Source organism: Herbaspirillum sp. NPDC087042 (genome assembly GCF_044745245.1).
Classification (GTDB): Bacteria; Pseudomonadota; Gammaproteobacteria; order Burkholderiales; family Burkholderiaceae_D; genus Herbaspirillum.
The window spans coordinates 76559-103313 of record NZ_JBIUZW010000020.1 but is presented as its reverse complement, the minus strand read 5'-3'; the positions used below and the strand labels follow the sequence as shown (position 1 = coordinate 103313).

At 64.2% G+C, this 26755-nt stretch carries 15 protein-coding genes and 2 pseudogenes; 7 read left to right on the top strand and 10 right to left on the bottom strand.

The genetic code is table 11. The annotated features are described in order from the left end of the window. A pseudogene (locus ACIPHN_RS23000) lies at positions 1-115 on the bottom strand (elongation factor Ts); the annotation flags it as partial. Between the two features lie 137 nt (positions 116-252). After that, complete coding sequence (gene rpsB / locus ACIPHN_RS22995; RefSeq protein ID WP_400440673.1) at positions 253-993, bottom strand: 30S ribosomal protein S2; 741 nt, start codon at positions 991-993, stop codon at positions 253-255. A gap of 351 nt (positions 994-1344) precedes the next feature. Here rpsB and map point away from each other — a divergent pair, with 351 nt between their 5' ends. The 3 genes from map (at position 1345) to ACIPHN_RS22980 (ending at position 5728) form a co-directional block, all read left to right on the top strand. After that, the gene (gene map / locus ACIPHN_RS22990; protein WP_400440670.1) at positions 1345-2169 is read left to right on the top strand and encodes a type I methionyl aminopeptidase; all 825 of its coding nucleotides are present in this window, start codon (positions 1345-1347) and stop codon (positions 2167-2169) included. A 153-nt stretch (positions 2170-2322) separates the two neighbouring features. Beyond that, on the top strand, positions 2323-4875 hold the full coding sequence (locus ACIPHN_RS22985; protein WP_400440667.1) for a [protein-PII] uridylyltransferase: 2553 nt from the start codon (positions 2323-2325) through the stop codon (positions 4873-4875). 106 nt (positions 4876-4981) lie between these two features. Next, positions 4982-5728 (top strand): pseudouridine synthase, encoded by a 747-nt coding sequence (locus ACIPHN_RS22980; RefSeq protein WP_400440664.1) that lies wholly within the window; start codon positions 4982-4984, stop codon positions 5726-5728. 75 nt (positions 5729-5803) lie between these two features. Here ACIPHN_RS22980 and ACIPHN_RS22975 read toward each other — a convergent pair whose 3' ends face one another. Beyond that, a complete protein-coding gene (locus ACIPHN_RS22975) occupies positions 5804-6289 on the bottom strand; it encodes a DUF1854 domain-containing protein (RefSeq protein WP_400440661.1) in 486 nt (161 codons plus the stop codon). A gap of 4 nt (positions 6290-6293) precedes the next feature. Further along, positions 6294-8570: an ABC transporter ATP-binding protein gene (locus tag ACIPHN_RS22970; RefSeq protein WP_400440658.1), complete on the bottom strand. Its 2277-nt coding sequence runs from the start codon at positions 8568-8570 to the stop codon at positions 6294-6296. Positions 8571-9171: 601 nt separating this feature from the next. Here ACIPHN_RS22970 and cphA (ACIPHN_RS22965) point away from each other — a divergent pair. Further along, a complete protein-coding gene (cphA, locus tag ACIPHN_RS22965; protein ID WP_400440655.1) occupies positions 9172-11370 on the top strand; it encodes a cyanophycin synthetase in 2199 nt (732 codons plus the stop codon). Positions 11371-11437: 67 nt separating this feature from the next. Then, a complete protein-coding gene (cphA, locus tag ACIPHN_RS22960) occupies positions 11438-14011 on the top strand; it encodes a cyanophycin synthetase (RefSeq protein WP_400440653.1) in 2574 nt (857 codons plus the stop codon). 45 nt (positions 14012-14056) lie between these two features. Here the strand turns inward: cphA (ACIPHN_RS22960) and def are convergent, their stop codons facing one another. The 6 genes from def to ACIPHN_RS22930 form a co-directional block, all read right to left on the bottom strand. Continuing rightward, positions 14057-14593 carry a peptide deformylase gene (gene def / locus ACIPHN_RS22955; protein ID WP_400440650.1) on the bottom strand — a complete coding sequence of 179 codons (537 nt, stop codon included), beginning with the start codon at positions 14591-14593 and terminating at the stop codon, positions 14057-14059. 86 nt (positions 14594-14679) lie between these two features. Then, positions 14680-15570, bottom strand: a complete 891-nt coding sequence (gene galU, locus ACIPHN_RS22950; protein ID WP_400440648.1) for a UTP--glucose-1-phosphate uridylyltransferase GalU — start codon at positions 15568-15570, stop codon at positions 14680-14682. Positions 15571-15709: 139 nt separating this feature from the next. After that, the gene (gene ligA / locus ACIPHN_RS22945) at positions 15710-17764 is read right to left on the bottom strand and encodes an NAD-dependent DNA ligase LigA (RefSeq protein WP_400440646.1); all 2055 of its coding nucleotides are present in this window, start codon (positions 17762-17764) and stop codon (positions 15710-15712) included. Between the two features lie 23 nt (positions 17765-17787). Beyond that, a complete protein-coding gene (locus tag ACIPHN_RS22940; protein ID WP_400440643.1) occupies positions 17788-19104 on the bottom strand; it encodes a cell division protein ZipA C-terminal FtsZ-binding domain-containing protein in 1317 nt (438 codons plus the stop codon). A 391-nt stretch (positions 19105-19495) separates the two neighbouring features. Continuing rightward, a complete protein-coding gene (gene smc / locus ACIPHN_RS22935) occupies positions 19496-23026 on the bottom strand; it encodes a chromosome segregation protein SMC (RefSeq protein WP_400440641.1) in 3531 nt (1176 codons plus the stop codon). 205 nt (positions 23027-23231) lie between these two features. Continuing rightward, on the bottom strand, positions 23232-24962 hold the full coding sequence (locus tag ACIPHN_RS22930; protein WP_400440638.1) for a methyl-accepting chemotaxis protein: 1731 nt from the start codon (positions 24960-24962) through the stop codon (positions 23232-23234). Between the two features lie 345 nt (positions 24963-25307). Here ACIPHN_RS22930 and dapC point away from each other — a divergent pair, with 345 nt between their 5' ends. After that, the gene (gene dapC / locus ACIPHN_RS22925) at positions 25308-26519 is read left to right on the top strand and encodes a succinyldiaminopimelate transaminase (protein ID WP_400440635.1); all 1212 of its coding nucleotides are present in this window, start codon (positions 25308-25310) and stop codon (positions 26517-26519) included. Between the two features lie 56 nt (positions 26520-26575). Continuing rightward, a pseudogene (locus tag ACIPHN_RS22920) lies at positions 26576-26755 on the top strand (hypothetical protein); the annotation flags it as partial.

Here is a 26755-nt window from a genome sequence, read left to right as displayed (position 1 = left end):
CTTCGGCCTTGGCCATGTCGCCATCGGCTTCGGTCAGCGCCTTCTTGCATTCCATCATCGGCGCATCGGTCTTCGCGCGCAGATCGCCCACCATTGCTGCGGTAATTGCCGCCATACTATTCTCCTGACTTGGAGGCATCCCGCGCAGTGCGGCATGCCTGAAATTCGAAAATTGAATCAAAAAAAAGGGGCCACTGCGTCACTACCCGCTGTCACCCCTTTTTGTACTACCGTACTACCGGAAGAGCAGAATCAAGCCTGCTCGACCTCGACGAATTCGTCGCCCTTGACTGCTTCGACCACGTCGTTGACAGCATTGGCACGGCCTTCCAGCACGGCGTCAGCCATGCCGCGAGCGTACAGTGCGATCGCCTTGGCGGAGTCGTCGTTACCCGGGATCACGTAGGTGACGCCTTCGGGCGAGTGGTTGGTATCGACCACGCCGATGACCGGGATACCCAGCTTGGCGGCTTCGGTGATGGCGCCCTTGTGGTAGCCGACGTCGATCACGAAGATGGCGTCAGGAATGCCGCCCATATCCTTGATACCGCCGATGGCCTTCTGCAGCTTTTCCTGTTCACGGCTGAACAGCAGGGCTTCCTTCTTCGACAGCTTCTCGACGGAACCGTCTTCGATCGAAGCTTCCATGTCCTTCAGGCGCTTGATCGAGGTCTTGATGGTCTTGAAGTTGGTCAGCATGCCGCCCAGCCAACGCTGGTCAACATAAGGAACGCCAGCGCGTTGCGCTTCGGCCGACAGGATCTCACGTGCCTGGCGCTTGGTACCAACGAACAGGATGGTGCCGCGGTTGGACGACAGTTGACGCACGTACTTTTGCGCCTCCTGGTACATGCCCAGGGTCTTTTCCAGGTTGACGATGTGGATCTTGTTGCGATGACCGAAGATAAAGGGGGCCATCTTGGGGTTCCAGAAGCGGGTTTGGTGACCGAAGTGGACACCGGCTTCCAGCATTTCGCGCATAGTAACGGACATGAATTTCTCCAGGGTTAGGTCTGGAATCCGCTCGGTCATCCGGCTCATGCAGCCGGACACCCTTTTTGCGAACGGATTCGCGTTTCAAATTTGCAATTTATTGCCATCGGGAATGATGAAGCAAGCTTCACATCCTTTCCAGCAACCGACCTGAGGCTTTCAGATCAGCCCGACATTCTACTGGATACCGTCATTTTGTTCAAGCCTCACGTCAACACCCTGCTCGCAATGCCCGAATATCGGCCAAACCCGCGTCGGGCCTGCTGCAAATGGCCGGGGATGACAAAACAGAAAACACCCCTGTCGTCTATAATCCAGTCTTGACGATTTTCTAGCGAATTGCGATTCATCATGGGCAACATCACCATCAAGACCGCCGAAGACATCGAAGGCATGCGCGTAGCCGGCCGCCTGGCCGCCGAAGTGCTGGACTACATCACCCCCTTCGTGAAACCTGGCGTGACCACCGGCGAGATCGACCGCCTCTGCCACGAGTACATGACCAACGTACAAGGCAGCATCCCGGCCCCGCTGAACTACTGCCCGCCCGGCTACACGCCCTACCCCAAGGCCATCTGCACCTCGCTCAACGACGTGATCTGCCACGGCATCCCGGGCGACAAGGTGATGAAAAACGGCGACGCACTCAACATCGACGTCACCATCATCAAGAACGGTTACCACGGCGACACCAGCCGCATGTTCTTCCTGGGCGAGCCCTCCATCCTGGCGCGCCGCCTCGCCGAGATCACCTACGAGTGCATGTGGCTGGGCATCGCCAAGATCAAGCCGGGCGCCCACCTGGGCGACATCGGCCACGTCATCCAGCAGCACGCCGAGAAGGCCGGCTACAGCGTGGTGCGCGAATTCTGCGGCCACGGCATCGGCAAGGTCTTCCACGAAGAACCGCAGGTGCTGCATTACGGCCGCCCCGGCACGCTGGAGAAACTGGAAGCCGGCATGATCTTCACGGTCGAGCCGATGATCAACGCCGGTCGCCGCGAGATCCGCGAAATGGGCGATGGCTGGACCATCAAGACCAAGGATCGCAGCCTCTCGGCCCAGTGGGAACACACTGTCCTGGTCACCGAGACCGGCTTCGAAGTGCTGACCGTCTCGCCGGGCATGCCGGCGCCGCCGGCCTTCATCCAGAACCAGGTCACGGCAGCGGCCTGATTGCCGCAAGCGCCGACCGTGCTGCAGGCCATGTCCTCCACCACGGTTTCCGGCATGAAACCTGCTAAGGGCATGGGGCCGCATGGGGATGCGGCTCCCATCATCACTGGCGCCGCCCCGCCGCCTCGCTTTCACTGATCCACGTCCACGCCGATGCCCACTCTCGCCATCACGCTCAAGAAGCAGCTCAAGGCCGCCCGCCTGCAAGCCATCGAGGTCTTCCAGTCCAATCACAAGACCGAGCAGTTGCTGGCGCAACTGCGCCGCAATGTCGATGAAGCATTGACGCAAGCCTGGGAAGAACTGGGTATGTCCGGCAATGCCGCGCTGGTGGCCGTGGGGGGCTATGGCCGGGGCGAGCTGTTCCCGCATTCGGACGTGGATGTACTCATCCTGCTGGACCAGTCGCCGGACGCCGCCAAGAAGGAAAAGCTGGAATCCCTGGTCCAGCTGTTCTGGGATATCGGCCTGGAAATCGGCCACAGCATCCGCACCATCGACGAATGCCTGGATGAATCGGCCGCCGACATCACGGTGCAGACCAGCCTCCTGGAAGCACGCCTGGTGACCGGCAACCGCGCCCTGTTCAAGCAGCTGCAGGAGCGCTACCAGGCTGCGCTGGACCCGCTGGCCTTCTTCCAGGCCAAGACGCTGGAGATGCGCCAGCGCCACGTCAAGTACGAAGACACACCCTACAGCCTGGAACCGAACTGCAAGGAAAGCCCCGGCGGACTGCGCGACTTGCAGGTGATCCTGTGGGTGGCCAAGGCAGCCGGCCTGGGGGACTCCTGGTCCAAGCTGGCCGAGCACGGCATGCTGACCTCCACCGAGGCACGCCAGCTGCGCCAGAAGGAGCGTGCTTTCAAGGATATCCGCATCCGCCTGCACATCCTCACCGATCGCCGCGAAGACCGGCTGGTGTTCGACATCCAGACGCAGATCGCCGAGACCTTCGGCTTCAAGACCACCGACACCCGGCGCGCCAGCGAATACCTGATGCAGCGCTACTACTGGGCCGCCAAGGCGGTGACCCAGTTGAACACCATCCTGCTGCAGAACATCGAAGCCCACCTGTTCCCGCAGCAGGCCGTGCCGCGCCAGATCAACGAGCGTTTCAACGAGGTCAACGGCTTCGTCGATATCGCCCATGACAAGGTGTTCGAGGACAGCCCCTCGGCCATGCTGGAAGTCTTCCTGGTGCTCTCCGAGCATGCCGAATTGAAGGACATGTCGGCGCGTACCATGCGCGCGCTGTGGCATGCCCGCTTCAAGATCGACAATGCCTTCCGCAACAACCCGGAGAACCACCGCCTATTCATGCAGATCCTGCAGAGCAAGCGCGGCATCACCCACGCGCTGCGCGGGATGAACGCCACCAGCGTGCTGGGGCGCTACCTGCCCAACTTCCGCCATATCGTCGGACAGATGCAGCATGACCTGTTCCACGTCTACACGGTGGACCAGCACATCCTGATGGTGGTACGCAACGTGCGCCGCTTCACCATGAGCGAGCACGCCCACGAATACCCGTTCTGCAGCCAGTTGATCGCCAACTTCGCCCAGCCCTGGGTGCTGTATGTAGCGGCGCTGTTCCACGACATCGCCAAGGGCCGTGGCGGCGACCACTCCAAGCTGGGTATGGCCGACGCGCGTGCCTTCTGCGAGCAGCATGGCATTTCGGCCGAGAATACCGAACTGGTCGTCTTCCTGGTGGAGCAGCACCTGGCCATGTCGCATGTGGCACAGAAGCAGGACATGTCCGACCCGGATGTCATCACCGCCTTCGCCCAGCTGGTCAAGGACGAACGCCACCTGACCGCGCTCTACCTGCTGACCGTGGCCGATATCCGCGGCACCAGCCCCAAGGTCTGGAACGCCTGGAAGGGCAAGCTGCTGGAAGACCTCTACCGCATGACCCTGCGCGTGCTGGGCGGCGAAGAACCCTCGGCCGACCGCGAACTCAAGAACACCCAGCAGGAAGCCATCAAGACCCTGCGCCTGTACGGCTTGCCGGCCGACGCCCACGAGCAGTTCTGGAAGCAGCTCGACGTGGCCTACTTCCTGCGCCACGATGCCTCCGACATCGCCTGGCAGACACGTTGCTTCTACGACAAGGTAGATACCGGCGTGCCACTGGTGCGCTGCCGCCTGGCGCCGATCGGCGAAGGCGTGCAGGTGGCGGTCTACACGCCCGACCGCCCTGACCTGTTCGCGCGCATCTGCAGCTATTTCGACGAGAAGAGCTTCAGCATCTTCGACGCCAAGATCCACACCACCCGCAACAACTACGCACTGGATGCCTTCCTCATCAATGCCCCGGTGTTTGCCAAGAACTACCGCGACATCATCAACCTGATCGAGCACGAACTGGGCGCCCTGCTGCAATCCGACGCCCCCCTGCCGGCGCCCTCCAAGGCCCGCCTGTCGCGGCTGTCGCGCACCTTCCCGGTCAACCCGTCGGTGGACCTGCGCCCCGACGAGCGCGGCCAGTACTACCTGCTGTCGGTCTCGGCCAATGACCGCGCCGGGCTGCTGTATTCGATCTCCAACGTGCTGGCCAAGTACAAGATCAACCTGCATACCGCCAAGGTGATGACCCTGGGCGAGCGGGTGGAAGACGTCTTCCTCATCGATGGTCCCGGCCTGTCCCAGCCACGCAACCAGATCCTGCTGGAAACCGATCTCCTGAAGACCCTGCGCATCTGACCCGCGCCCCAGCGGGGCCGCCGCCGGTCTGGCGCGGCAGCCCCGCTGGCCGTACAATCTCACCCTCGCCGCTGGCCGGCTCCCTGTTTTTCGCAAGGCAATCCCCATGACTGAACCCGTACGACTTTCCAAACGCATGTCCGAACTCGGCCTGTGCTCGCGCCGCGAAGCCGACGAATGGATAGAGAAAGGCTGGGTGCGCGTCGATGGCGCGGTGGTCTCCGTGCTGGGCAGCAAGGTGCTGCCGCACCAGAAGGTCACCGTGGAACGCCAGGCCAGCGCCGAGCAGGCCCAGCGCGTGACCATCCTGATCAACAAGCCCATGGGCTATGTCAGCGGCCAGGCCGAAGATGGCTACAAGCCGGCCATGGTGCTGGTCACCGAGCAATCGCGCTGGGTCGAAGACCAGACCGAGATGCGCTTCCACCCGCGCCAACTGAAGAGCCTGGTACCGGCCGGTCGGCTCGACATCGACTCGGTGGGCCTGCTGGTGCTGACCCAGGATGGCCGCATCGCCAAGCAATTGATCGGCGAGGATTCGGCGGTCGACAAGGAATACCTGGTCCGGGTGCAGTACACCCGCCCCGGCAAGCTGCCCGAAGCCGACCTCAAGCGCCTGAACCACGGCCTCATCATGGATGGCAAGCCACTGCGCCCGGCCAAGGTGAGATGGCAGAACGAGGACCAGTTGAGTTTCACGCTGCGTGAAGGAAAGAAGCGCCAGATCCGCCGCATGTGCGACATGGTCGGCCTGAAGGTGATCGGCTTGAAGCGCGTGCGCATCGGCGGCATCAAGCTGGGCGAACTGCCGGTGGGGCAATGGCGCTACCTGCGGCCGGACGAGAAGTTCTGAGCCATCACTTCAAAAAGCAACGGCCCTGATACATCAGGGCCGTTGTTCTTCATGGCTAGCTTCGACGGTGCAGGATCAGAGGAAGCGATCCAGGATCTTGCGGCTATGCTTGTCCAGCGCCCTCTGGTCACGGATCAGGAACTGGATGCCATGACTGTCGGCGATAAGCAGCGCGGGCGCGGCCAGGCGACGGATATCTTCCTCACCCTTCAGGGTGAAGGTGGTGGTGCCGCGCGTGGTCTGCACCGTCCAGTCGCTGGGCGTGGCAAAGGTCGAGACACCGACGATGTGCTGGATCTCGGGCATGAACTCGCGGCTGGCCAGCTCCTCCTCGATCATGCGGCGCGTGTTGGCATCGACCTGTTCCAGGGTATCGATCCAGGCCAGTTCGTGGCCGTCGCTGCTCACCAGCGACAGGCCATGATCGGGCGAGGTGATCGGAAAGGCCCGCACCGGGATCACGTTCTCGTGCGTCACGCCTTCAGCATCGACCAGCACCAGGCGGCCGAAGCTGTTGCGTTGCAGGCCGAAGGACGGCTGGGCAGTGGTGGGTGTCGTCATGGCCTCATTCGCCCTTCTCTTCTTCGCTCACCGACACCTCGGCCTCGCCATCGGGATGGCGCGCCTGTGCCTGGTAGAGCTTGTAGTAATGCCCTTCGCGGGCCATCAATTCCTCGTGATTGCCAACCTCGACCACCTGACCGCGATCCAGCACCACCAACCGGTCGGCCTTGCGCAGCGTGGACAGGCGGTGGGCGATGGCAATCGTGGTACGACCCTGGACCAGGTTATCCAGCGCCTTCTGGATTTCCTTCTCGGTAGTGGTATCGACCGACGACGTGGCCTCATCCATGATCAGGATGCGCGGATCGATCAGCAGTGCGCGCGCAATCGAGATGCGCTGGCGCTCGCCGCCTGAAAGCGCCTGGCCGCGCTCGCCGACCAGCGAGTCGTAGCCCTGCGGCAGGCGCAGGATGAACTCATGGGCGTGGGCAGCACGGGCGGCGGCGATGATTTCCTCGCGGGTGGCCTCAGGCTTGCCGTAGGCGATGTTCTCGGCAATCGTGCCGAAGAACAGGAAGGGTTCCTGCAGCACCAGGCCGATGTTGCGGCGATATTCGGAAATCGGCATCGAGCGGATATCCACGCCATCGATGCGGATCGCCCCTTCGGAGACGTCATAGAAGCGGCAGATCAGGTTGACCATGGTCGACTTGCCCGAACCGCTGTGACCGACCAGGCCGATCATCTCGCCCGGCGCGATGGACAGGCTCATGTTGCGGATCACCGCGCGGTTGCCATAGCGGAAGCCGATGTTGCGCACCTCGATGGCGCCCTCCACTTTCTCCAGGTGGACCGGATTGGCCGGCTCGGGCACGCTGGAAACGTGGTCCAGGATGTCGAAGATGCGCTTGGCGCCAGCGGCGGCCTTCTGCGTCACCGAGACAATGCGGCTCATCGAATCCAGGCGGGTGTAGAAACGGCTGATATAGGCCAGGAAGGCAGTCAGCACACCGACCGTGATCTGGTTGCTGGAGACTTGCCAGATACCGAACACCCACACCACCAGCAGCCCCACTTCGGTCAGGAAGGTGACCGTCGGCGTAAACAGCGACCAGATCTTGTTGACCCGGTCATTGACCACCAGGTTATGACGATTGGCCTCGCGGAAGCGCGCCACTTCACGCTTTTCCTGGGCGAAGGCTTTGACCACGCGGATGCCCGGGATGGTATCGGCCAGCACGTTGGTCACTTCCGACCAGATACGGTCGATCTTCTCGAAACCATGGCGCAGGCGGTCGCGCACCACATGGATCATCCAGGCGATGAACGGCAGCGGCAACAGGGTCACCAGCGCCAGCCAGGGATTGATGGAGATCAGGATGGCCGCCGTCATGATGATCATCAGCACATCGATGGCGAAATCCAGCAGGTGCAGCGACAGGAACACGCAGATGCGGTCAGTCTCGGAACCGATACGCGCCATCAGGTCGCCGGTACGCTTGCCGCCGAAGTACTCCTGCGACAGCCGCAACAGGTGCGAATAGGTGGTGGTGCGCAGGTCGGCACCGATGCGCTCGGATACCAGCGCCAGGATGTAGGTCCGCGCCCAGCCCAGGCCCCAGGCCAGCAGCGCCGCGCCCAGCAGGCCCGACAGGTAGAGCGTGGCCAGATGGACGTCGATGGGCGTGCCGTTCTGGAACGGGATCAGCACATTGTCCATCAGCGGCATGGTCATGTAGGGCGGCACCAGCGTGGCGGCGGTGGACGCCAGCGTCAGCAGGAAGCCCAGCAGCAGCGAGCCCTTGTAGGGCTTGGCAAAGCGCGACAGGCGGAACAGCGCCCAGGTCGACGGCGGCGCCTCCTTGGTTTCGGGGCAGATGGCACAGGTTTCCTGGCCTTCCGGCAGCACCGCCTTGCAGTTCGGGCAGACATCGCCCTCTTCCTCGGCCTGCACGCCCGAGGCCAGCAGGTCGCGCTGCTGGTCGAACAGCTTGATCAGGCGCAGCGCCTGCGGATTCTGGGCCAGCGTATAGCGCCAGGCACCCAGGCGACCGGCGCCATCGCACAGTTCCAGGCTGCCCACCCCGGCATGGTCGTGATGCTTGAGCTGCAGGTCGGCACGATAGGCCCACTCCTGCCAGACATGTCCATCGGGGGTATGGCTGAGCAAGCGCCGGTCGGTTGCCACCACCAGCGAGCGCTTGAAATGCAGTTGGGCGTCGAGATCCAGCTCCAGCCAGGCCACCACGGTTTCATTGGCGGCCAGGCGGGCGGCGATTTCCGTGCGCCAGCGCTCGGGCAGGCTGGCGGTCGCGGAAGCAATTGAGTCAGTAGTCATGTAACGGCAAGGTTGAGCCCGATGTGAGCGGAGTGGCTATTTTGTGATGGATGATCAGGTCTCGACGGACCTGTTTGCCGTGGCGGGCAGCGCGCGATTATAGCGCAGCGGCTGCGTCTCCCGATAACGCCGGAGTTGCCCAAACGGTGTACCTGACGCGCAGGGAGTCGGCACTTTCCCGTCCTTTGCGAAAAGCAACACCCAGCCGGACGCGCTCCGGCGGGCTGGCCCATGCGTTTTTTGCGCTTTAGCCGCCACGAGGATGAAACAGTCTGCGACAATATCGTTCACATCCATCCTCTCTTATAACAATTCCAATGAACTCCGCCTCCTTCAGCAGCAGCATCGATCCGATTTTCGAAGCGGGGCATGGCAATTGATTTCCCTTTGGCAATTTTCTGATTGCCGATCATCACTATCAGTCAGTTCCAGTAAACCAAACGCCTTCCTGCGCGTTAGTGAACCATGCGCTATTCTGACAGGGCGCTGACCGGCCCGGTGGCCGCGACAGCATCACCCTGGCGACAATACTGAGAACCGACAACAAGCGGTCTGGCACCCTGGATATTCATTCGGTACAACACGCGGCACACCACCTCACATGAAAAACATCGAATTCCTCCGTTTCCTGCCCTTGAAGGGTCCTAACATCTGGACCTACCGTTCCGCCCTGGAAGTGTGGATCGACATCGGCGAACTGGAAGATTTTCCCTCCAATACCATTCCCGGCTTCACCGAGCGCCTGACCACCTGGCTGCCGACCCTGATCGAGCACCGCTGCAGCTATGAAGTGCGCGGCGGTTTCGTGCGTCGCCTGGAAGAAGGCACCTGGCCCGGCCACATCCTGGAACACGTGACGCTGGAGCTGCAGAACCTGGCCGGCCTGCCCGGCGGCTTCGGCAAGGCACGCGAAACCAATGTGCGTGGTGTCTACAAGGTGGTGGTGCGCGCCCGTCACGAGACGGTCACCCGCGCGGCGCTGCATGCCGCCCGTGACCTGGTCATGGCCGCCATCGAGAACCGTCCCTACGACCTCGACGCCACCCTGGCCAAGCTGCGCCGCATGGTCGACCGCCTGTGCCTGGGCCCCAGCACCGCCTGCATCGTCGATGCCGCCGATGAGCGCCGCATCCCCACCATCCGCCTCTCCGAGGGCAACCTGGTGCAACTGGGCCACGGCTGCAAGTCGCGCCGCATCTGGACGGCCGAGTCCGACCAGACCAGCGCCATCGCCGAAGGCATCTCGCGCGACAAGGACCTGACCAAGTCGCTGCTGGAAACCTGTGGTGTGCCGGTCCCCGAAGGCCGTCTGGTGGAAAGCCCCGGGGATGCCTGGGAAGCCGCCCAGGACATCGGCCTGCCGGTAGTGGTCAAGCCCTGTGATGCCAACCATGGCCGGGGCGTGTTCATCGACCTCAACACCCAGGAAGAAATCGAAACCGCCTACAAGGTCGCCCTGGAAGAAGGCAGCGGCGTGCTGGTCGAGCGCTTCGTGCGCGGCCTGGAACACCGCCTGCTGATCGTCGGCGGCAAGCTGGCCGCAGCCGCCCGTGGCGAACCCATCTTCATCGTCGGCGACGGCAAGTCCAGCGTCCAGGACCTGCTGGACGAACTGAACCGCGATCCGCGCCGCGGCCTGCTGGAAGAACACCTGCTGGACCCGGTGCTGCTGGACCGCGAACCGGCCGCCGCCCTCGAACTGCAACGCCAGAACCTGACCACCGAGTCGGTGCCGGCAGCCGGCCGCCGCATCCTGCTGCTGCGCAATGGCAATGTCTCCTCCGACATCACCGACCTGGTGCACCCCAGCGTGGCGGCAGCCGCCTCGCTGGCCGCGCGCATCGTCGGCCTGGACATCGCCGGCGTGGACATCGTGGCCGAGGATATCTCGCGCCCGCTGGCCGACCAGGGTGGCGCCATCGTCGAAGTCAATGCCGGCCCGGGCCTGCTGATGCACCTGAAGCCCTCCGACGGCAAGCCCCGTCCGGTCGGTGAAGCCATCGTCGACAACCTGTTCGGCCCGGAAGAAAGCGGCCGCATCCCGGTCGTCGGCGTCACCGGCACCCATGGCAAGACCACCATCGCACGCCTGGTGGCCCGCATCATCCACCTCTCCGGCAAGCATGTCGGCCTGGCCTGCGGCGAAGGCCTGTATTTCGGCGAACGCCAGATCGAGCAAGGCAATCGCGCCAACTGGGACGCCGCCCACCGCGTGCTGCTCAACCGCGCCGTGGAAGCCGCCGTGTTCGAGAACGGCAGCGCCTCCATCCTCTCCGAAGGCCTGGCCTATGACCGCTGCCTGGTCGGCGTGGTCGCCAACATCGACCCCAACGACAGCCTGCCCGAGTACTACATCGAGAACGCCGAGCAGATCGCCACCAAGGTCAAGCGCACCCAGGTCGACGTGGTGCTGCCCGAAGGCGCGGCCGTGCTCAATGCCGACGACCCGCTGGTGGCCGACATGGCCCAGCTGTGCGATGGCGAAGTCATCTTCTTCGGTACCGACCCGGGCTCGGCGCTGCTGACCGGTCATCTCAAGGAAGGCGGTCGTGCCGTGTTCCTGCGCGATGGCGACCTGATCCAGGCCGATGGCGAACGCCAGCTGAAGGTCAGCTCCGTGGATGCCATCCCCCTGACCGAGAACGGTGCCGTCGCCTACCAGGTCGAGAACGTACTGGCCGCCGTGGGTGCGGCCTGGGCCCTGGGCATCTCGCCGGAGGTGATCCGCGCCGGCATCGAACTCTTCGGGACCGAACAGGCCGAGCAGCAGGGCCTGAAGTTCAAGAGCCAGGCCGCCTGATCCGGCAGCCACGCACCAGGCAACGCAAACAGATTCAAGATCAAGAGACACTCAGGAAAACTTGTCCATGGACGTATCCCGCATTCGCGCCCTGCGCGGCCCCAATCTCTGGAGCAGACACACTGCCATCGAAGCCATCGTTTCCTGCCCCGAGGCAGAACGGGTGGTCGATGACATGCCCGGTTTCGAGGTGCGCCTGCGCGCCCGCTTCCCGCAGATCGGCTTCCTCGAACCCGATGGCGGCAAGCAGGTCGTCTCGATGGCGCACGCGCTGGCCGCCGCCGCCCTGGCCCTGCAATCGCAGGCCGGCTGCCCGGTCACCTTCAGCCGCACCGTCTCCACCGTCGATACCGGCATCTACCAGGTCGTGGTGGAATACAGCGAAGAGGAAGTCGGCCGTCTGGCCTTCGACCTGGCGCTAGAGCTGTGCCTGGCCGCACAGGCCGACACCCCCTTCGACCTGACCGCAGCGCTGGCGCGCATCCGCGAGCTGGACGAAGACGTGCGCCTGGGCCCCTCCACCGGTTCCATCGTCCATGCGGCCGTCAAGCGCGGCATTCCCTTCCGCCGCCTGACCCAGGGCAGCATGGTGCAATTCGGCTGGGGCAGCCGCCAGAAACGCATCCAGGCCGCCGAGACCAGCAACACCAGCGCCATCGCCGAGTCGATCGCCCAGGACAAGGACCTCACCAAGATGCTGCTGCACGCCGCCGGCGTGCCGGTGCCCAACGGCCGCGTGGTCGAGACCGTGGAAGATGCGCTCAAGGCCGCCGAGGAAATCGGTTCGGCCGTGGTCATCAAGCCGCTCGACGGCAACCAGGGCAAGGGTGTGGCCGTCAACGTCAGCACCCCGGAACAGATCACCCGCGCCTTCAACAACGCCGCCCTGATCAGCGATGAAGTCATCGTCGAGCGCTACCTGCCCGGCCACGACTTCCGTCTGCTGGTCATCGGCAAGACCCTGGTGGCCGCCGCCCGCCGCGATCCGCCGCAAGTCATCGGTGATGGCGTGCACACCATCGGCCAGTTGATCGACCAGGTCAACGCCGATCCGCTGCGCGGCGACGGCCATGCGACCTCGCTGACCAAGATCCGCCTGGACGACATCGCCCTGTCGGTACTGAGCGCCCAGAACCTGGATCCCTCGGCCATTCCCGCCCAGGGCGTGCGCGTGGTCCTGCGCAACAATGCCAACCTGTCCACCGGTGGTACCGCCACCGACGTCACCGACGACGTCCACCCGGACGTGGCCGCACGTGCCATCGCTGCGGCCCAGATGGTGGGCCTGGACATCTGCGGCGTGGACGTGGTCTGCAACTCGGTCCACAAGTCCATGGAAGAACAAGGTGGCGGCATCGTCGAAGTCAATGCCGCACCCGGCCTGCGCATGCACCTCTCGCCGTCCTACGGCAAGGCGCGCGATGTGGGCGAAGCCATCGTCTCGACCATGTACGAGGATGGCGACGATGGCCGCATCCCCGTGGTAGCGGTGGCCGGCACCAACGGCAAGACCACCACTGTGCGCCTGATCACCCACCTGCTGGCCAAGACCGGCCTGCGCGTGGGCATGACCAATACCGATGGCGTCTATATCGACGGCCAGCGCACCGATACCGGCGACTGCAGCGGCCCGCGCAGCGCGCGTAACGTGCTGTTCCATCCGGATGTCGACGCCGCTGTGCTGGAAACCGCCCGTGGCGGCGTGCTGCGTGAAGGCCTGGGCTTCGACCGTTGCGCCGTGGCCGTGGTCACCAACATCGGCATGGGCGACCACCTGGGCCTGTCCTACATCAGCACCGTGGAAGACCTGGCCGTGGTCAAGCGCGTCATCGTCGAGAACGTGGCGCCGACCGGCACCGCCGTCCTCAATGCCGCCGACCCCATGGTCGCCAAGATGGCTTCCTCCTGCCCCGGCTCGGTGACCTTCTTCGCGCTGGACCCGACCCACCCCATCATGGCCACGCACCGCGCGCAGGGCCATCGCATCGTCTACCGCGATGGCGATGCCATCGTGGCGGCGCAAGGCACGTTCGAGAAGCGCCTGAGCCTGGCCGGCATCCCGCTGACTCGCAGTGGCGCCATCGGCTTCCAGGTCGAGAACGTGATGGCGTCGGTGGGCGCTGCCTGGGCCCTGGGCCTGGACTGGGAACAGGTCACCGGTGCACTGGCCAGCTTCATCAGCGACAGCGGCACCGCACCGGGACGCTTCAACCTGTTCGACTACAAGGGTGCCACCCTGATCGCCGACTACGGCCACAACCCCGACGCCATCCAGGCCCTGATCAAGGCCGTGGACAGCATGCCCGCCAAGCGCCGCTCGGTGGTCATCAGCGGTGCGGGCGACCGTCGTGATGTCGACATCACGCGCCAGACCGAGCTGCTCGGCGACGCCTTCGATGAAGTGGTGCTGTACCAGGACCAGTGCCAGCGCGGCCGCGAGGATGGCGAAGTGATTGCGCTGCTGCGCCAGGGCCTGGAAAAGGCCAGCCGCACCAGCGAGGTGAAGGAGATCAATGGCGAGTTCCTGGCCATCGATACCGCCCTGGCCTCGCTGCAGCACGGCGACCTGTGCCTGATCCTGATCGACCAGGTGGAAGAAGCGCTGGCGCACATCGCCCAGCGCGTCCAGGAAGGCAGCTGATCGTCCCCCTCCCGGTGCATGCCACCGGGAGGGTTCTCCGTCCTGTCAGTCGTCCTGATTGGGATCCAGATCGGGGAACAAGACCTCGGTAAAACCGAACTGCCGGAAATCGCGGATGCGCATCGGGTAAAGGATGCCCTGCAGGTGATCGCATTCGTGCTGCACCACGCGGGCATGGAAGCCATCCACGGTGCGGTCGATGGGTTTGCCGTTCTGGTCCATCCCCTGATAGCGCAAGCGGCTCCAGCGCGGTACCACGCCGCGCATGCCGGGCACCGACAGGCAACCCTCCCAGCCCTCCTCCTCTTCCTCCGACAGCGGTGTGAGCACCGGATTGATCAGCACCGTCTCCGGCACCGCCGGGGCGTCCGGATAGCGCGGATTCTGCCCGAAACCGAAGATCACCAGCTGCAGGTCCACGCCGATCTGCGGCGCGGCCAGACCGGCGCCATTGACGGCGCGCATGGTCTGGAACATGTCGTCCACCAGCAGCGCCAGTTCGGGCGTACCGAAACCTGTCACCGGCTGGGCCTGGCGCAGCAGGCGCGGGTCACCCATCTTGAGAATCTCGCGTATGGCCATCTTGTCCTCTCCAATGAAAACGCCCGGATGAACCGGGCGTCGATATAAACTGCTCGCCCAGGGCGATACCGCAGGCAGCGCTGCGATCAGCCCTGCTTGCCCGCCACTTCCTTGAGGAAGTCGCTGAAGGCCGGACCGGTTTCGGGGTGCTTCATGCCCATGGCAACCATGGCCTTGAGGTAGCCAAGCTTGGAACCGCAGTCATAGCGCTGACCCTGGTAGCGATAGGCCAGCACGGACTCGGCCTGCATCAGCTTGGCGATGCCGTCGGTGAGCTGGATCTCGCCACCGGCGCCACGGGGAATGTTCTGCAGGTAGTCGAAGATGCGATTGTTGAGCACATAGCGGCCCACCACGGCCAGCGTGGACGGCGCTTCTTCCGGCGCCGGCTTTTCGACGATGGCGTTGACGCGTTCCAGGTTGGGCTGGTACGGCGTGGCGCTGACGATACCGTATTGCTTGGTATCGCTTTGCGGCACTTCCTGCACGGCCAGCATGCTCATGCCTTCACGTTCATAGATATCGGTCATCTGTGCCAGCACCGGCTTGACGCCCGGATCGGTATCCATGAAGTCGTCGGCCAGCAGCACGGCGAAGGGCTCCTCGCCCACCACCGGACGCGCGCACAGCACGGCGTGGCCCAGGCCCAGCGGCACCGATTGACGGATGAAGATGCAGTTGACGTTCTTGGGCACCACGTTCTGGACGATTTCCAGCAGCTTCTTCTTGCCGGCCGCTTCCAGTTCGCTTTCCAGCTCGTAGGCCTTGTCGAAGTGGTCTTCGATGGCGCGCTTGTTGCGGCCGGTAATGAACACCATTTCGGTAATGCCGGCTGCCACCGCTTCTTCGACCGCGTAATGGATCAGCGGCTTATCGACGATGGGCAGCATTTCCTTGGGCTGGGCCTTGGTGGCCGGCAGGAAGCGGCTACCGAGACCGGCGACGGGAAATACGGCTTTCTTGATCTTCTTGATCATCATGACTCCGAGGGAAAATGAAGCTTATTGAAACTTATCGAATCTTAAGCCAGGCCAGCCTGGCAACCTGAGGGCAACCGATGCCATCAGGCAAAAAAACACGTCTTCTGCCACAAACATCATCAATCCTGCAGCGGGACTAGCCCGCGCACAGCGCCTTGAGGCCATCCTCGTCCAGGATGGCAATGCCCAGTTCCTCGGCCTTGGCCAGCTTGCTGCCGGCCTCGGCACCTGCCACCACGTAGCTGGTCTTCTTGGAGACCGAGCCCGACACCTTGCCGCCAGCGGCTTCGATCAGGTGCGAGGCTTCGTCACGCGAGAGGTTCGGCAAGGTCCCGGTCAGCACGAAGGTCTTGCCGGCCAGGTGCTTGGCACCGGCCTCGACGCCTTCGCTTTCCGGCCAGTGTACGCCGACTGCGCGCAGTTGCTCGACCAGCTCCACATTGACCGGATCGCTGAAGAAGGCGCGGATCGAACTGGCCACCACCGGCCCGACATCGGCCACTTCCAGCAATTGCTCCTCGCTGGCCTCCAGCACCTTGTCGATGCCGCCGAAATGCCGCGCCAGCTCCTTGGCCGTGGCCTCGCCGACGTGGCGGATGCCCAGCGCATAGATGAAGCGCGCCAGCGTGGTGCCCTTGGACTTCTCCAGGGCATCAAGCACATTCTGTGCCGACTTCTCGGCCATGCGGTCCAGCTCGGCCAGGGCCGACAGGCCCAGGCGGTACAGATCGGCGGGCGTGTTGACCACCTGCCTGTCGACCAGTTGTTCGACCAGTTGTTCACCCAGGCCTTCGATATCCATGGCGCGGCGCGAGGCAAAATGCTGCAGACCGCCCTTGCGCTGGGCCGAACACTTCAGCCAGCCGCCGGAACAGCGCGCCACCGCCTCGTCCTCGGCACGCACGATGGGCGAGCCGCAGACCGGGCAGGCCTCGGGCATGACGAAGGCACGCGCATCGGCCGGGCGCTTTTCGGGCACATAGGCCACCACTTCGGGGATCACGTCACCGGCGCGGCGCACGATGACGGTGTCGCCGATCTGGATATCCTTGCGCCTGACTTCGTCCTCGTTATGCAGCGTGGCATTGGTCACGGTCACGCCACCGACGAAGACCGGATTGAGGCGCGCCACCGGCGTGATGGCGCCGGTACGGCCGACCTGGACCTCGATGTCCAGCACCACGGTCAGAGCTTCCTGGGCCGGGAATTTGTGGGCCAGCGCGAAACGCGGTGCGCGCGAGACAAAGCCCAGGTGTTTCTGCTGGTCCAGTCTATCGACCTTGTAGACCACGCCATCGATCTCATAGGGCAGGCTCTCGCGCTTGGCGCCGATGCCATTGAAGAATTCCAGCAGCCCGGCCGCGCCGGTGACCACGGCGCGCTCCTTGCACACTGGCAAGCCCAGTTGCTGGTACCAGTCCAGCAGTGCCGAATGCGAAGCCGGCATCTCGGCCCCTTCCAGCACGCCGATGCCGTAGGCAAAGAAGCGCAGCGTGCGCTGGGCCGTGATGCGCGAATCGAGCTGGCGCAGGCTGCCGGCAGCGGCATTGCGGGGATTGGCGAATTCCTTCTGGCCGGCATCGCGCTGGCGCTGGTTCAGGCGGGCGAAATCCTCCTTGTACATCAGCACCTCACCACGCACATCGATCACCTGCGGCAGGTTCTCGCCATGCAGGCGCAGCGGGATGGCGCGCACGGTGCGGATGTTGGCGGTGACGTTCTCGCCGGTGGTGCCGTCGCCCCGGGTGGCGGCCTGGACCAGGACGCCGTTTTCGTAGCGCAGGCTGATGGCCAGGCCATCGAACTTCAGTTCGGTGGCGTAGCGCACTTGCTGCAGCGTTTCCAGGCCATCGCTGACGCGCTTGTCGAAGGCTTCGATGTCTTCATCGGAAAAGCCGTTGCCCAGCGAGAGCATGGGAATATCGTGGCGCACCGGCTCGAACTGCGGCAGCGGCCCCGCACCCACGCGCTGGGTCGGCGAATCGGCGGTCAGCAGCTCGGGATGGGCGCCTTCCAGCGCCTGCAACTCCTGGAACAGCCGGTCGTATTCGGCGTCCGGGATGCTGGGTTGATCCAGCACGTAGTAGCTGTGGTTGTGACGGTTCAATTCGGCGCGCAGCTCGTAGGCGCGCACCAGCCAGTCCGGCGCCCCTTGCGGGGGCCGTCCGGCGGAAAACAAATCTGCTTGCATCGTGGTGAAGAAAAAACGGCGCCTTAGCTGAACAGGCGCAAGGCACGGGTGGAGCCGGCGGCAATCTCGGCCGATTCCATGGCGCTGTAGAAGGCCGAAACCTGTTCGGCGATATCGGCCAGGGCCTCATCGGACAGGGGCTGGTCGCTGTCATCGACGATCACGCCGCCCAGACGCTGCGACAGCGAACGAGCGCAGGCTACCAGCGCGCCATAGCCATCGCGGGAAGGCGCCACGCGGGGCACGTCCAGCAGCAGGGTCAGGCGGTCGGTGGTCTCATCGGTCGGGGTGGCATTGGTGGAGAGCGCGAACAGCACCTCGCCCTCGCCATCCTGCATCACCAGGTGGGCCTCGGTACGGCGGTCGAAGCCCTGACGGGTCAAGGCAGCCAGCAGCGTCGCCAGGCTCCAGGGCGCGCCCTGGGAGCGCACATTCACCGACAGTTGTGCATCATGGTCGGAGATGAACTGGTGCAGGGCCTGGGCGGTACGGATCACGTCAGGCATGTCCGGCAGCTCCGGTTCGCCCGAGAGTGCATCGGCGAGGTCGCGCAGGCGCATGACCAGGTCCGAATACTCGATCTCGTTCAAGGCATTGCTGCGGTTGGCCAACTGCGCACCGGCCAGCAAGGCCGAATAGACGCCACCATGGTTGACGGCTTCCCAGTCGCCTTCGACGGTGCGACCGATGAAATGCACGGGCTTGTTGCCCACATGGCGCAGGTTCTGCAACAGCGGCAGCAGCTTGTCGCCGCGCAGCGGATTATCCAGGGCGATGGGGATGTTGCAGTCAATCAGCTCGTCCACCGGCAGCTCGCGCCGGGGCGCCAGGCGGGCCTGCATTTCCGGCGGCGGGGTGAAGGCCGGCACGGCCTCGACCTGCTCCTCGGCACCGGCGATGACCTGGGCCACCGTCGATTGCGGCGCCTGCGCCAAGGCTTCCTCCAGGACAGCCTCGTCGGCCGGGCGGGTCGACTCGGTCGTCGGCGCCTCACCCAGGAAGGGTTCACGCGGCTCGAACTGGGCCTGGTCCATGTAGGCCTTCACGGGCGCAGACACCGGCTTGCGCTCGGGGGCATCGTAGAGGGAGGGTTCGGCACGTTCGCTGGGCGCCGCAGCCGGCGCTGTCCCGGCGGTACTACGTTCGGCGGCAGGGGCCGGTGCATAGACCGGTTCGGCCGACGGCTGCTCGTCGGGCGACATCAGCACGTCATCGTGGGACGAGGAAAAGGCGCGCTCCACGGTCTTGCGCGCCTTGTGCTCCTGCCACTTGTTGTAGGAAATGACACCGGCGACGAATACGCCACCGATGATGATCAGGCTGGTCTGGAGATCCATCATGCTGCGCGTCCCTTCATTCTGGCTGGCTGGATAGCGCCATCAACGGCGCCGCGTGGCATGGTCGGCTGGGTAATGCTGCTCATCGAGGGAATCCGAATCCTATCAATCCAAGAATGCCCCGACCGCGCAGGCCGTCGTGGCCGTGGTCCTTCACACCGGCGCCGGCAGGGGCGCAGGTGCCCGAGACCAGGCTCGGCGACATCGAAAGGACAAGCTGCGGCAAGTTCGCGGTCAAGATATTGTAATTTTTTCAAGGCCCGTGGGGGCCGTCAACACCGTTTCCGGCTGGCGCAAGCGCCTGCGCCGGGCTCGGCGGCAAGGTTTTCAGGGTACGGTCACGCCGCCCTGCTTGTCAAGCCGACAAAGCCCGTTGCACAAGCGCTTAAAGGCATCAGGCAGCCTGCTCGGCGCTGGAGAAGTTGGCGGCCGATTCCATGTCCACCGCCACGATACGTGACACGCCCTGCTCCTGCATGGTCACCCCGATCAGCTGCTGCGCCATTTCCATGGCGATCTTGTTGTGGGAGATGAACAGGAACTGGGTGTATTCCGACATGCGCTTGACCATGTTGGCGAAGCGTTCGGTGTTGGCATCGTCCAGCGGCGCATCGACCTCGTCGAGCAAGCAGAACGGCGCCGGGTTCAGCTGGAACATGGAGAACACCAGGGCCGTCGCCGTGAGCGCCTTTTCGCCACCGGAGAGCAGGTGGATGGTGGCGTTCTTCTTGCCTGGCGGCTGCGCCATGACCTGCACGCCGGAATCCAGGATCTCGTCGCCGGTCATGATGAGCTTGGCCTGGCCGCCGCCGAAGAGCACCGGGAACAGCTCCGAGAAGTGGTGATTGACCTTGTCGAAGGTGTCTTGCAGCAGGTCGCGGGTTTCCATGTCGATCTTGTGGATCGCATCCTGCAGGGTGGTGATGGCTTCGTTCAGGTCGGCGTGCTGGGCGTCCAGGAAATGCTTGCGCTCGGAGGCCGTGGCCAGCTCGTCCAGGGCCGCCAGGTTGACCGCACCCAGCGCCGCGATGGCGTTGGTCAGGCGGGTCACTTCGCCTTGCAGGTAGGACGGACGCATGTCGCTGGTGAGCTTTTCCGACAGCGCGGCTTCATCGGCATTGGTCTGCGCCAGCGCTTCGGAGAACTGCTCCTGGTTCAGGCGGGCGGCCTGTTCCTTCAGCTGCAGTTCGGTGATGCGGTCGCGCTGCGGCTGCAGGCTGCGTTCGGCCTGCATGCGGCTTTCTTCGTGCGAGCGCAATTGCTGGGACAGCTGGTCCAGTTCGTGACGGGCATCGGCCAGCGCGCGTTCCTGCTCGCTGCGGCGATCCAGCAGCTCCTGCAGGCCGGCCTGGGCGGCCTGGTCATCCAGGCTTTCCAGTTCCAGGCTGCCCTGCTGCATGCTGGCAAACAGCTGTGCCGCCTGTTCCAGGGCGGTGGCGATGCCACGCTTCAATTCCTCGATCTTGTTGCGATGCGACTTCTCGGCGAATTCGGTTTCCTGGGCCGCACGCTCCAGCTCGCGCAAACGGGTGCGGGCGTCGTTGAGCTGCTGTTCCTTGTTCAGATAATCGGTCTGGCCATTTTCGTGCTGCTCCTGCAGCTCGGCCAGTTCGATGTCGAGCTCCTCGAAGCGGGCCTCGGACTCGGCCTGCACCTGCTGCTGCTCGGCTTCCTGCATGCCGATTTCTTCCAGGTCGGTGGCGATCTGGGTGCTGCGCTGGTTGAAGCGCTCCTGCACCTCGCCCAGCTTCATCACCTCGATCTGCAGGCTGTGCGCCGACTGGGTCAGCGAATTGACGCGCTGGCGCAGCTCCTGCAGGCGTTGCGAAGCCCCCGACAGGGCTGCCTCGGCGCGCACGGCGCGGCCCTTGGCTTCCTCGGCCAGCATCGATTGGGCGCGTTGCTGCTTGGTGATGTTCTCGATTTCCTGCTGGCGCGCCAGCATGCCATCCTGCTCCGAATCGGAGGCATAGAAACGCACGCTGGAATTGCTCACCACATGGCCCTGGCGGGTCACGAACAGGCCGCCCAGCGGCAGGGTGGAACGCTCGGCAAAGGCGGTGGCGGTGTCATCGGCGATGAAGATGCCGTCGAGCCAGTCGTTCATCAGGGCGCGCAGGCCCGGGTCATTGAGTTGCAGCAGGTTGACGAAGGGCTTGAGGCCGGCCGGCGGCGGAACCGAGGCTGCCGCCACGCCGGCGTTGGGCGCGTACAGGGCCAGCTTGGCCGGCGGCGCATCGCTGAAGAAGGCCTTGGCCCAATCCAGGTTGGACAGTTCCAGGGCCGACATGCGTTCGCGCAGCACCGCTTCCAGGGCGGTTTCCCAGCCGGACTCGATATGCAGCTTCTGCCACAGGCGCGGCAGCTCGGCCAGGCCGTGCTTTTCCAGCCAGGGTTGCACCTTGCCCTGGGCCTGCACGCTTTCCTGCAACTGTTTCAGGGCCGTCAGACGGGCGTCCAGCTGGGCGTTGGCGGAGGTTTCCTTGCTGACCAGTTCCTGGGCCGTGCGGCGCTCTTCTTCCAGGCGCGGCAATTGCTCCTGCGCCTCTTCGAGGTACATGCTGGCCTCTTCCAGCGAGGCCTGCTTTTCTTCCAGCTGCAGGCGCAGGTTGGACAGATGCACGTCATCGGGCATGGCCATGCCATTCTTTTCCTGCATCAGGCGCTCGCGGCGTGCGGCCAGGCCCGAGAGGATGTTGGAGGCATTGCGTTGGTGCGTCGACTGCAGCTCGATCTGCTGCTGCACCTGCATGATCTTGCCGCGCGACTCGGTGGTCTTGACCTGCGATTCACGCCAGGCCGATTCCAGCGACGGCAGGCGATCGCTGGTGTCTTGCACGGCGTGCTGGGACTGCTCCACGCGCATGCCGAATTCTTCCAGCTGGATCTCGGCTTCGGCCAGTTCTTCCTGCTGCTGGGTACCCTGGCGCTGCCACTGGTCGCGCTGCGCGCCCAGGGAGTTCAATTGCGCCTGCAGGCGGTTGCGCGATTCGATGACGAACTTGATCTGCGCTTCCAGGCTGCCGATCTCGGAATTGGTCTGGTACAGGTGGCCCTGCGCCTGGTGCAGGCGATCGCCGGCGCCATAGTGCGCCTGGCGCATGTGCTCCAGCTCGGTCTCGACGTGGCGCAGCTTGGCGGTCTGTTCTTCCAGGTCGATCTGGGCGCGCTCGATTTCCTTGAAGAAGCGCTCCTGCTCGGCCTTGGCCTCGTTCTTGCGCAGCAGCCACAGCAGCTTCTGCTTCTCTTCCTGGTCGTTTTGCAGCTCGTGGAATTTCTTGGCCACGGCGGCTTGCGCTTCCAGCTTTTCGAGGTTGGCATTGAGCTCGCGCAGGATGTCTTCCAGGCGGGTCAGGTTCTCGGTGGTGTCGTGCAGGCGGTTCTCGGTCTCGCGGCGGCGTTCCTTGTACTTGGAGACGCCAGCGGCTTCTTCCAGGAAGATCCGCAGTTCTTCAGGGCGCGCCTCGATGATGCGCGAGATCATGCCCTGGCCGATGATGGCGTAGGCGCGCGGGCCTAGGCCGGTACCCAGGAAGATGTCCTGGATGTCACGCCGGCGTACGGACTGGTTGTTGATGTAGTAGGACGAGGTACCGTCGCGGGTCAGGGTGCGCTTGACGGCGATTTCGGCATATTGGCCCCATTGGCCGGCCGCCTTGCCGGCGGAGTTGTCGAACACCAGTTCGACCGAGGCGCGCCCGGCCGGCTTGCGGTGGGTGGAGCCGTTGAAGATGACGTCCTGCATCGACTCGCCGCGCAACTCGGACGCCTTGGACTCGCCCAGCACCCAGCGCACGGCGTCGATGATATTGGATTTGCCGCAGCCGTTGGGTCCGACCACGCCTACCAGCTGCCCCGGAACCTGGAAATGCGTAGGCTCGACGAAGGACTTGAATCCAGATAATTTGATGGAAGTTAGGCGCACGTTATCGACAAATTAAAACAATTGAAGGAAAGCGGGAAATTTGCTTCCGGAAAGGCCGGTATCATAACATCGCACGGCCTCGGCAAGGCCAAAAAGGGCGTCGCGACGCCCTTCCCGGCGCTAGGCGGCGGTCAAGAAAAAACGCTGCGGCGAGGGGCTCGACGCAGCGTTGGCAGATCCGGCTAGCCGGTCGCAGCGGTACGACTCAGAAGGTCTCCCAATCGCCGTCGTCGCCTGGGGCGCTGGCCTTGAAGGCAGGGGGCGGACTGGCCGCACGGGCGGGAGCCGGCAACGGCGCGGCCTTGATCGCCGGCTTGACCAGCGGCTTGGCGGCCGGCTTGACCGGCGCGGCCACTGGCCGGGAGGCCAAGGGCGCCGATGCCTCCTCACCCTCCACGCGGAACGTCGCCACGGCAGCCTTGAGGCGACGCGCCTGCTCTTCCAGCGAACCCGCTGCGGCGGCGGCCTCCTCCACCAGCGCGGCATTCTGCTGGGTGACCTGATCCATCTCGCCGATGGCCAGGTTGACCTGCTCGATACCATTGCGCTGTTCTTCAGACGCTGAGGAGATCTCACCCACGATGTCGGTCAGCCGACGCACGGCCGTGACCACCTCACCCATGGTCTGGCCGGCACGCGCCACCTGCTCCGAGCCGCTACCCACGCGTTGCACCGAATCCTCGATCAGGGCCTTGATCTCCTTGGCCGCCTGGGCGCTGCGCTGGGCCAGCGAGCGTACTTCCGAGGCCACCACGGCAAAGCCACGACCCTGCTCACCGGCACGGGCCGCTTCGACGGCGGCATTCAGGGCCAGGATGTTGGTCTGGAAGGCGATGCCATCGATCACGCCGATGATGTCGGCGATCTTGCGCGAGCTCTCGGTGATGCCTTCCATGGTCTGGACCACCTGCCCCACCACGTCACCGCCCCGGCTGGCGATCTCGGAGGCGCTATGGGCCAGTTGGCCGGCCTGGCGGGCATTGTCGGCATTCTGCTTGACGGTGGCGGTCAGGCCATCCATGTTGGAGGCGGTCGTGGCCAGGGAGCCGGCCTGCTCCTCGGTGCGCGAGGACAGGTCCAGGTTGCCGGCAGCGATCTCGCGGGCGCCGATGTCGATGGCGTCGGTACCCTGGCGGATGCCCTTGATGACACCAGCCAGACGCTCGCGCATGGTCGCCATCTCGAAGAGCAGGCTGCGCGTGTCGCCAGCGCGGGTCTGCACCTGCACGGTGAGGTCGCCGGCGGCGATGCGCGTGGCGATATCGACCGCATAGGCCGGCTCACCGCCCAGGCTGCCGGTGATGCGGCGGATGATGGCCAGCATCATCGCCGACACCACCACACCCACCACCAGCAGGATGCCCAGCAGCTTGAACAGGTTGGCCTCGAACTGCGCCTGCACGTCGCTCAGGAACACGCCGGTGACGATGAACCAGTCCCAGGTTTCGTTATGGACGACATAGCTCATCTTGGGTGTGCGATTGCTGTCATCGGTGCCTGGCAGGCGTCCCATGTATTGCACGTAGCCCTTCTGGTCCTGCTTGCCCACCTTCACCATCTCCGCATAGTAGGCCTTGCCCTCGGAGTCCTTTCGATCGGCCACGTTCTTGCCGACCATGGCCTTGTTGGAGGGCAGCATCAGCACCACCGGGCGGGAATCGAAGACGAACAGGTAGTTGTCACCGTCGTAGCGCATGGCGGCAATGCGCTCCAGGGCGCTCTTCTGGGCGTCTTCCTTGGACAGCTTGCCTGCGGCCACATCGGCCACATAGCTGGCGACCACGCCATTGGCGGCCTCCACCACGCGGCGCAGGCCATCCTTGCGTTCGGCAATCATGTTTTCACGGGCACTGTAGGCGGACCAGGCCGCCAGCAACAGCAAGCCCACCCACATCACGACCAGCGCGGAAATGAGCTGGGCCTTGAGACTTTTCATTCTTGTTCTCCGAGGGAGGAAGGCCGGCATCGCATACCGACCCTTATAGTTGGCGAAACGCAACTTTAAGTCAGAAAGCTTCCTGACAATCGAAGGAATACGCCGCCTACCTGGCCTCGATTGTTCGATTTGCACGAATACTCACGCTAGCTATCTCCGGCTGCACAAGCGGCGTGAAATGCGAGCCTTCGGCGCGACAGCACGGCACGCGATGGCATCAAGAGGATGGCGGTCCATGCATGCGGCAATGACGGTATAATCGCAAGCTTTCCCAGCCCTTTGCCAAGGCCAGCCGCATGACAGTCATGCACGCCGGCCCGCGAAGCATTATTCCTGTTCAGCGCCGTGAATCCCCTACTCGACCAACTGCAGCCGTATCCCTTCGAAAAGCTGAAGAAGCTCTTTGCCGGCATCACGCCCGATCCCGCCTATCGTCCGATCAGCCTGGGCATCGGCGAGCCCAAGCATCCGACGCCGGCCTTCATCCAGAAGGCGCTGACCGACAACCTGTCGGGCCTGGCCTCCTACCCGGCCACGCTGGGCAGCGAGGCGCTGCGCGGCGCGATCGCCGACTGGCTGCAGAACCGCTACGGCATCCCGCGTCCCGATCCGGCCAGCGAGATCCTGCCGGTCAATGGCTCGCGCGAGGCGCTGTTCTCGCTCACGCAAACCGTGATCGACCCCAGCAAGCCGGGCGCGCTGGTGATGTGCCCCAATCCGTTCTACCAGATCTATGAAGGCTCGGCCTACCTGGCCGGCGCCCAGCCCTACTTCGTCAACTCGGACCCCAAGCGCAATTTCGCCCCCGACTTCAGCCAGGTGCCGCAGGAAGTGTGGGAACGCGTGCAACTGCTGTTCGTCTGCTCGCCCGGCAATCCCACCGGCGCCGTGCTGACGCTGGACGACTGGAAGGAACTGTTCGCCCTGTCGGACCGCTACGGCTTCGTGATTGCCTCCGACGAGTGCTATTCGGAGATCTACTTCAAGCAGGATCCGCCACTGGGCGGCATGGAAGCCGCCCGCAAGCTGGGCCGCGACTACCGCAACCTGATCGCCTTCTCCAGCCTCTCCAAGCGCTCCAACGTACCGGGCATGCGCTCGGGCTTCGTGGCCGGCGACGCCGCGATCCTGAAGAAATTCCTGCTCTACCGTACCTACCACGGTGGCGCCATGAGCCCGGTGATCCAGGCGGCGTCGGTGGAGGCCTGGAAGGACGAGACCCACGTCCAGGACAACATCGCCAAGTATGTGACCAAGTTCTCGCAGGTCACCCCGGTGCTGCAGGAAGTGCTGGACGTGGCCCTGCCTGACGCCGCCTTCTACCTCTGGGCCAAGGTCGACAAGCTGGTCGGGATCAGCGACACCGAATTCGCCCGTCGCCTCTACGCCGAATATAATGTCACGGTGCTGCCGGGCAGCTACCTGGCGCGCGAGGCGCATGGTGTCAATCCGGGCGCCGGCCGCATCCGCATGGCCCTGGTGGCCGAAGTCGAAGAATGCCTGGAGGCGGCGCAACGCATCGTCGCCTTCACCAAGAAACTGGCAGGCCAGGCCTGAAGCCGGTCGCAAGCCAGACCATTTACCCTTTCACCCAACCGTTCATAGATATCAACATGACACAGTCCATTCAGCAAATCATCGATCAGGCGTGGGAAGACCGCGCCAGCCTGTCCCCCAAGAGCGCCCCGGCCGACATCCGCAATGCGGTGGCCGAAGTGATCGGCAGCCGCATCATCTCCGAACTGGAAAACACTCCCCGCGAGCGGGCCTGCGAGGCCGTGCAGACCTTCGTG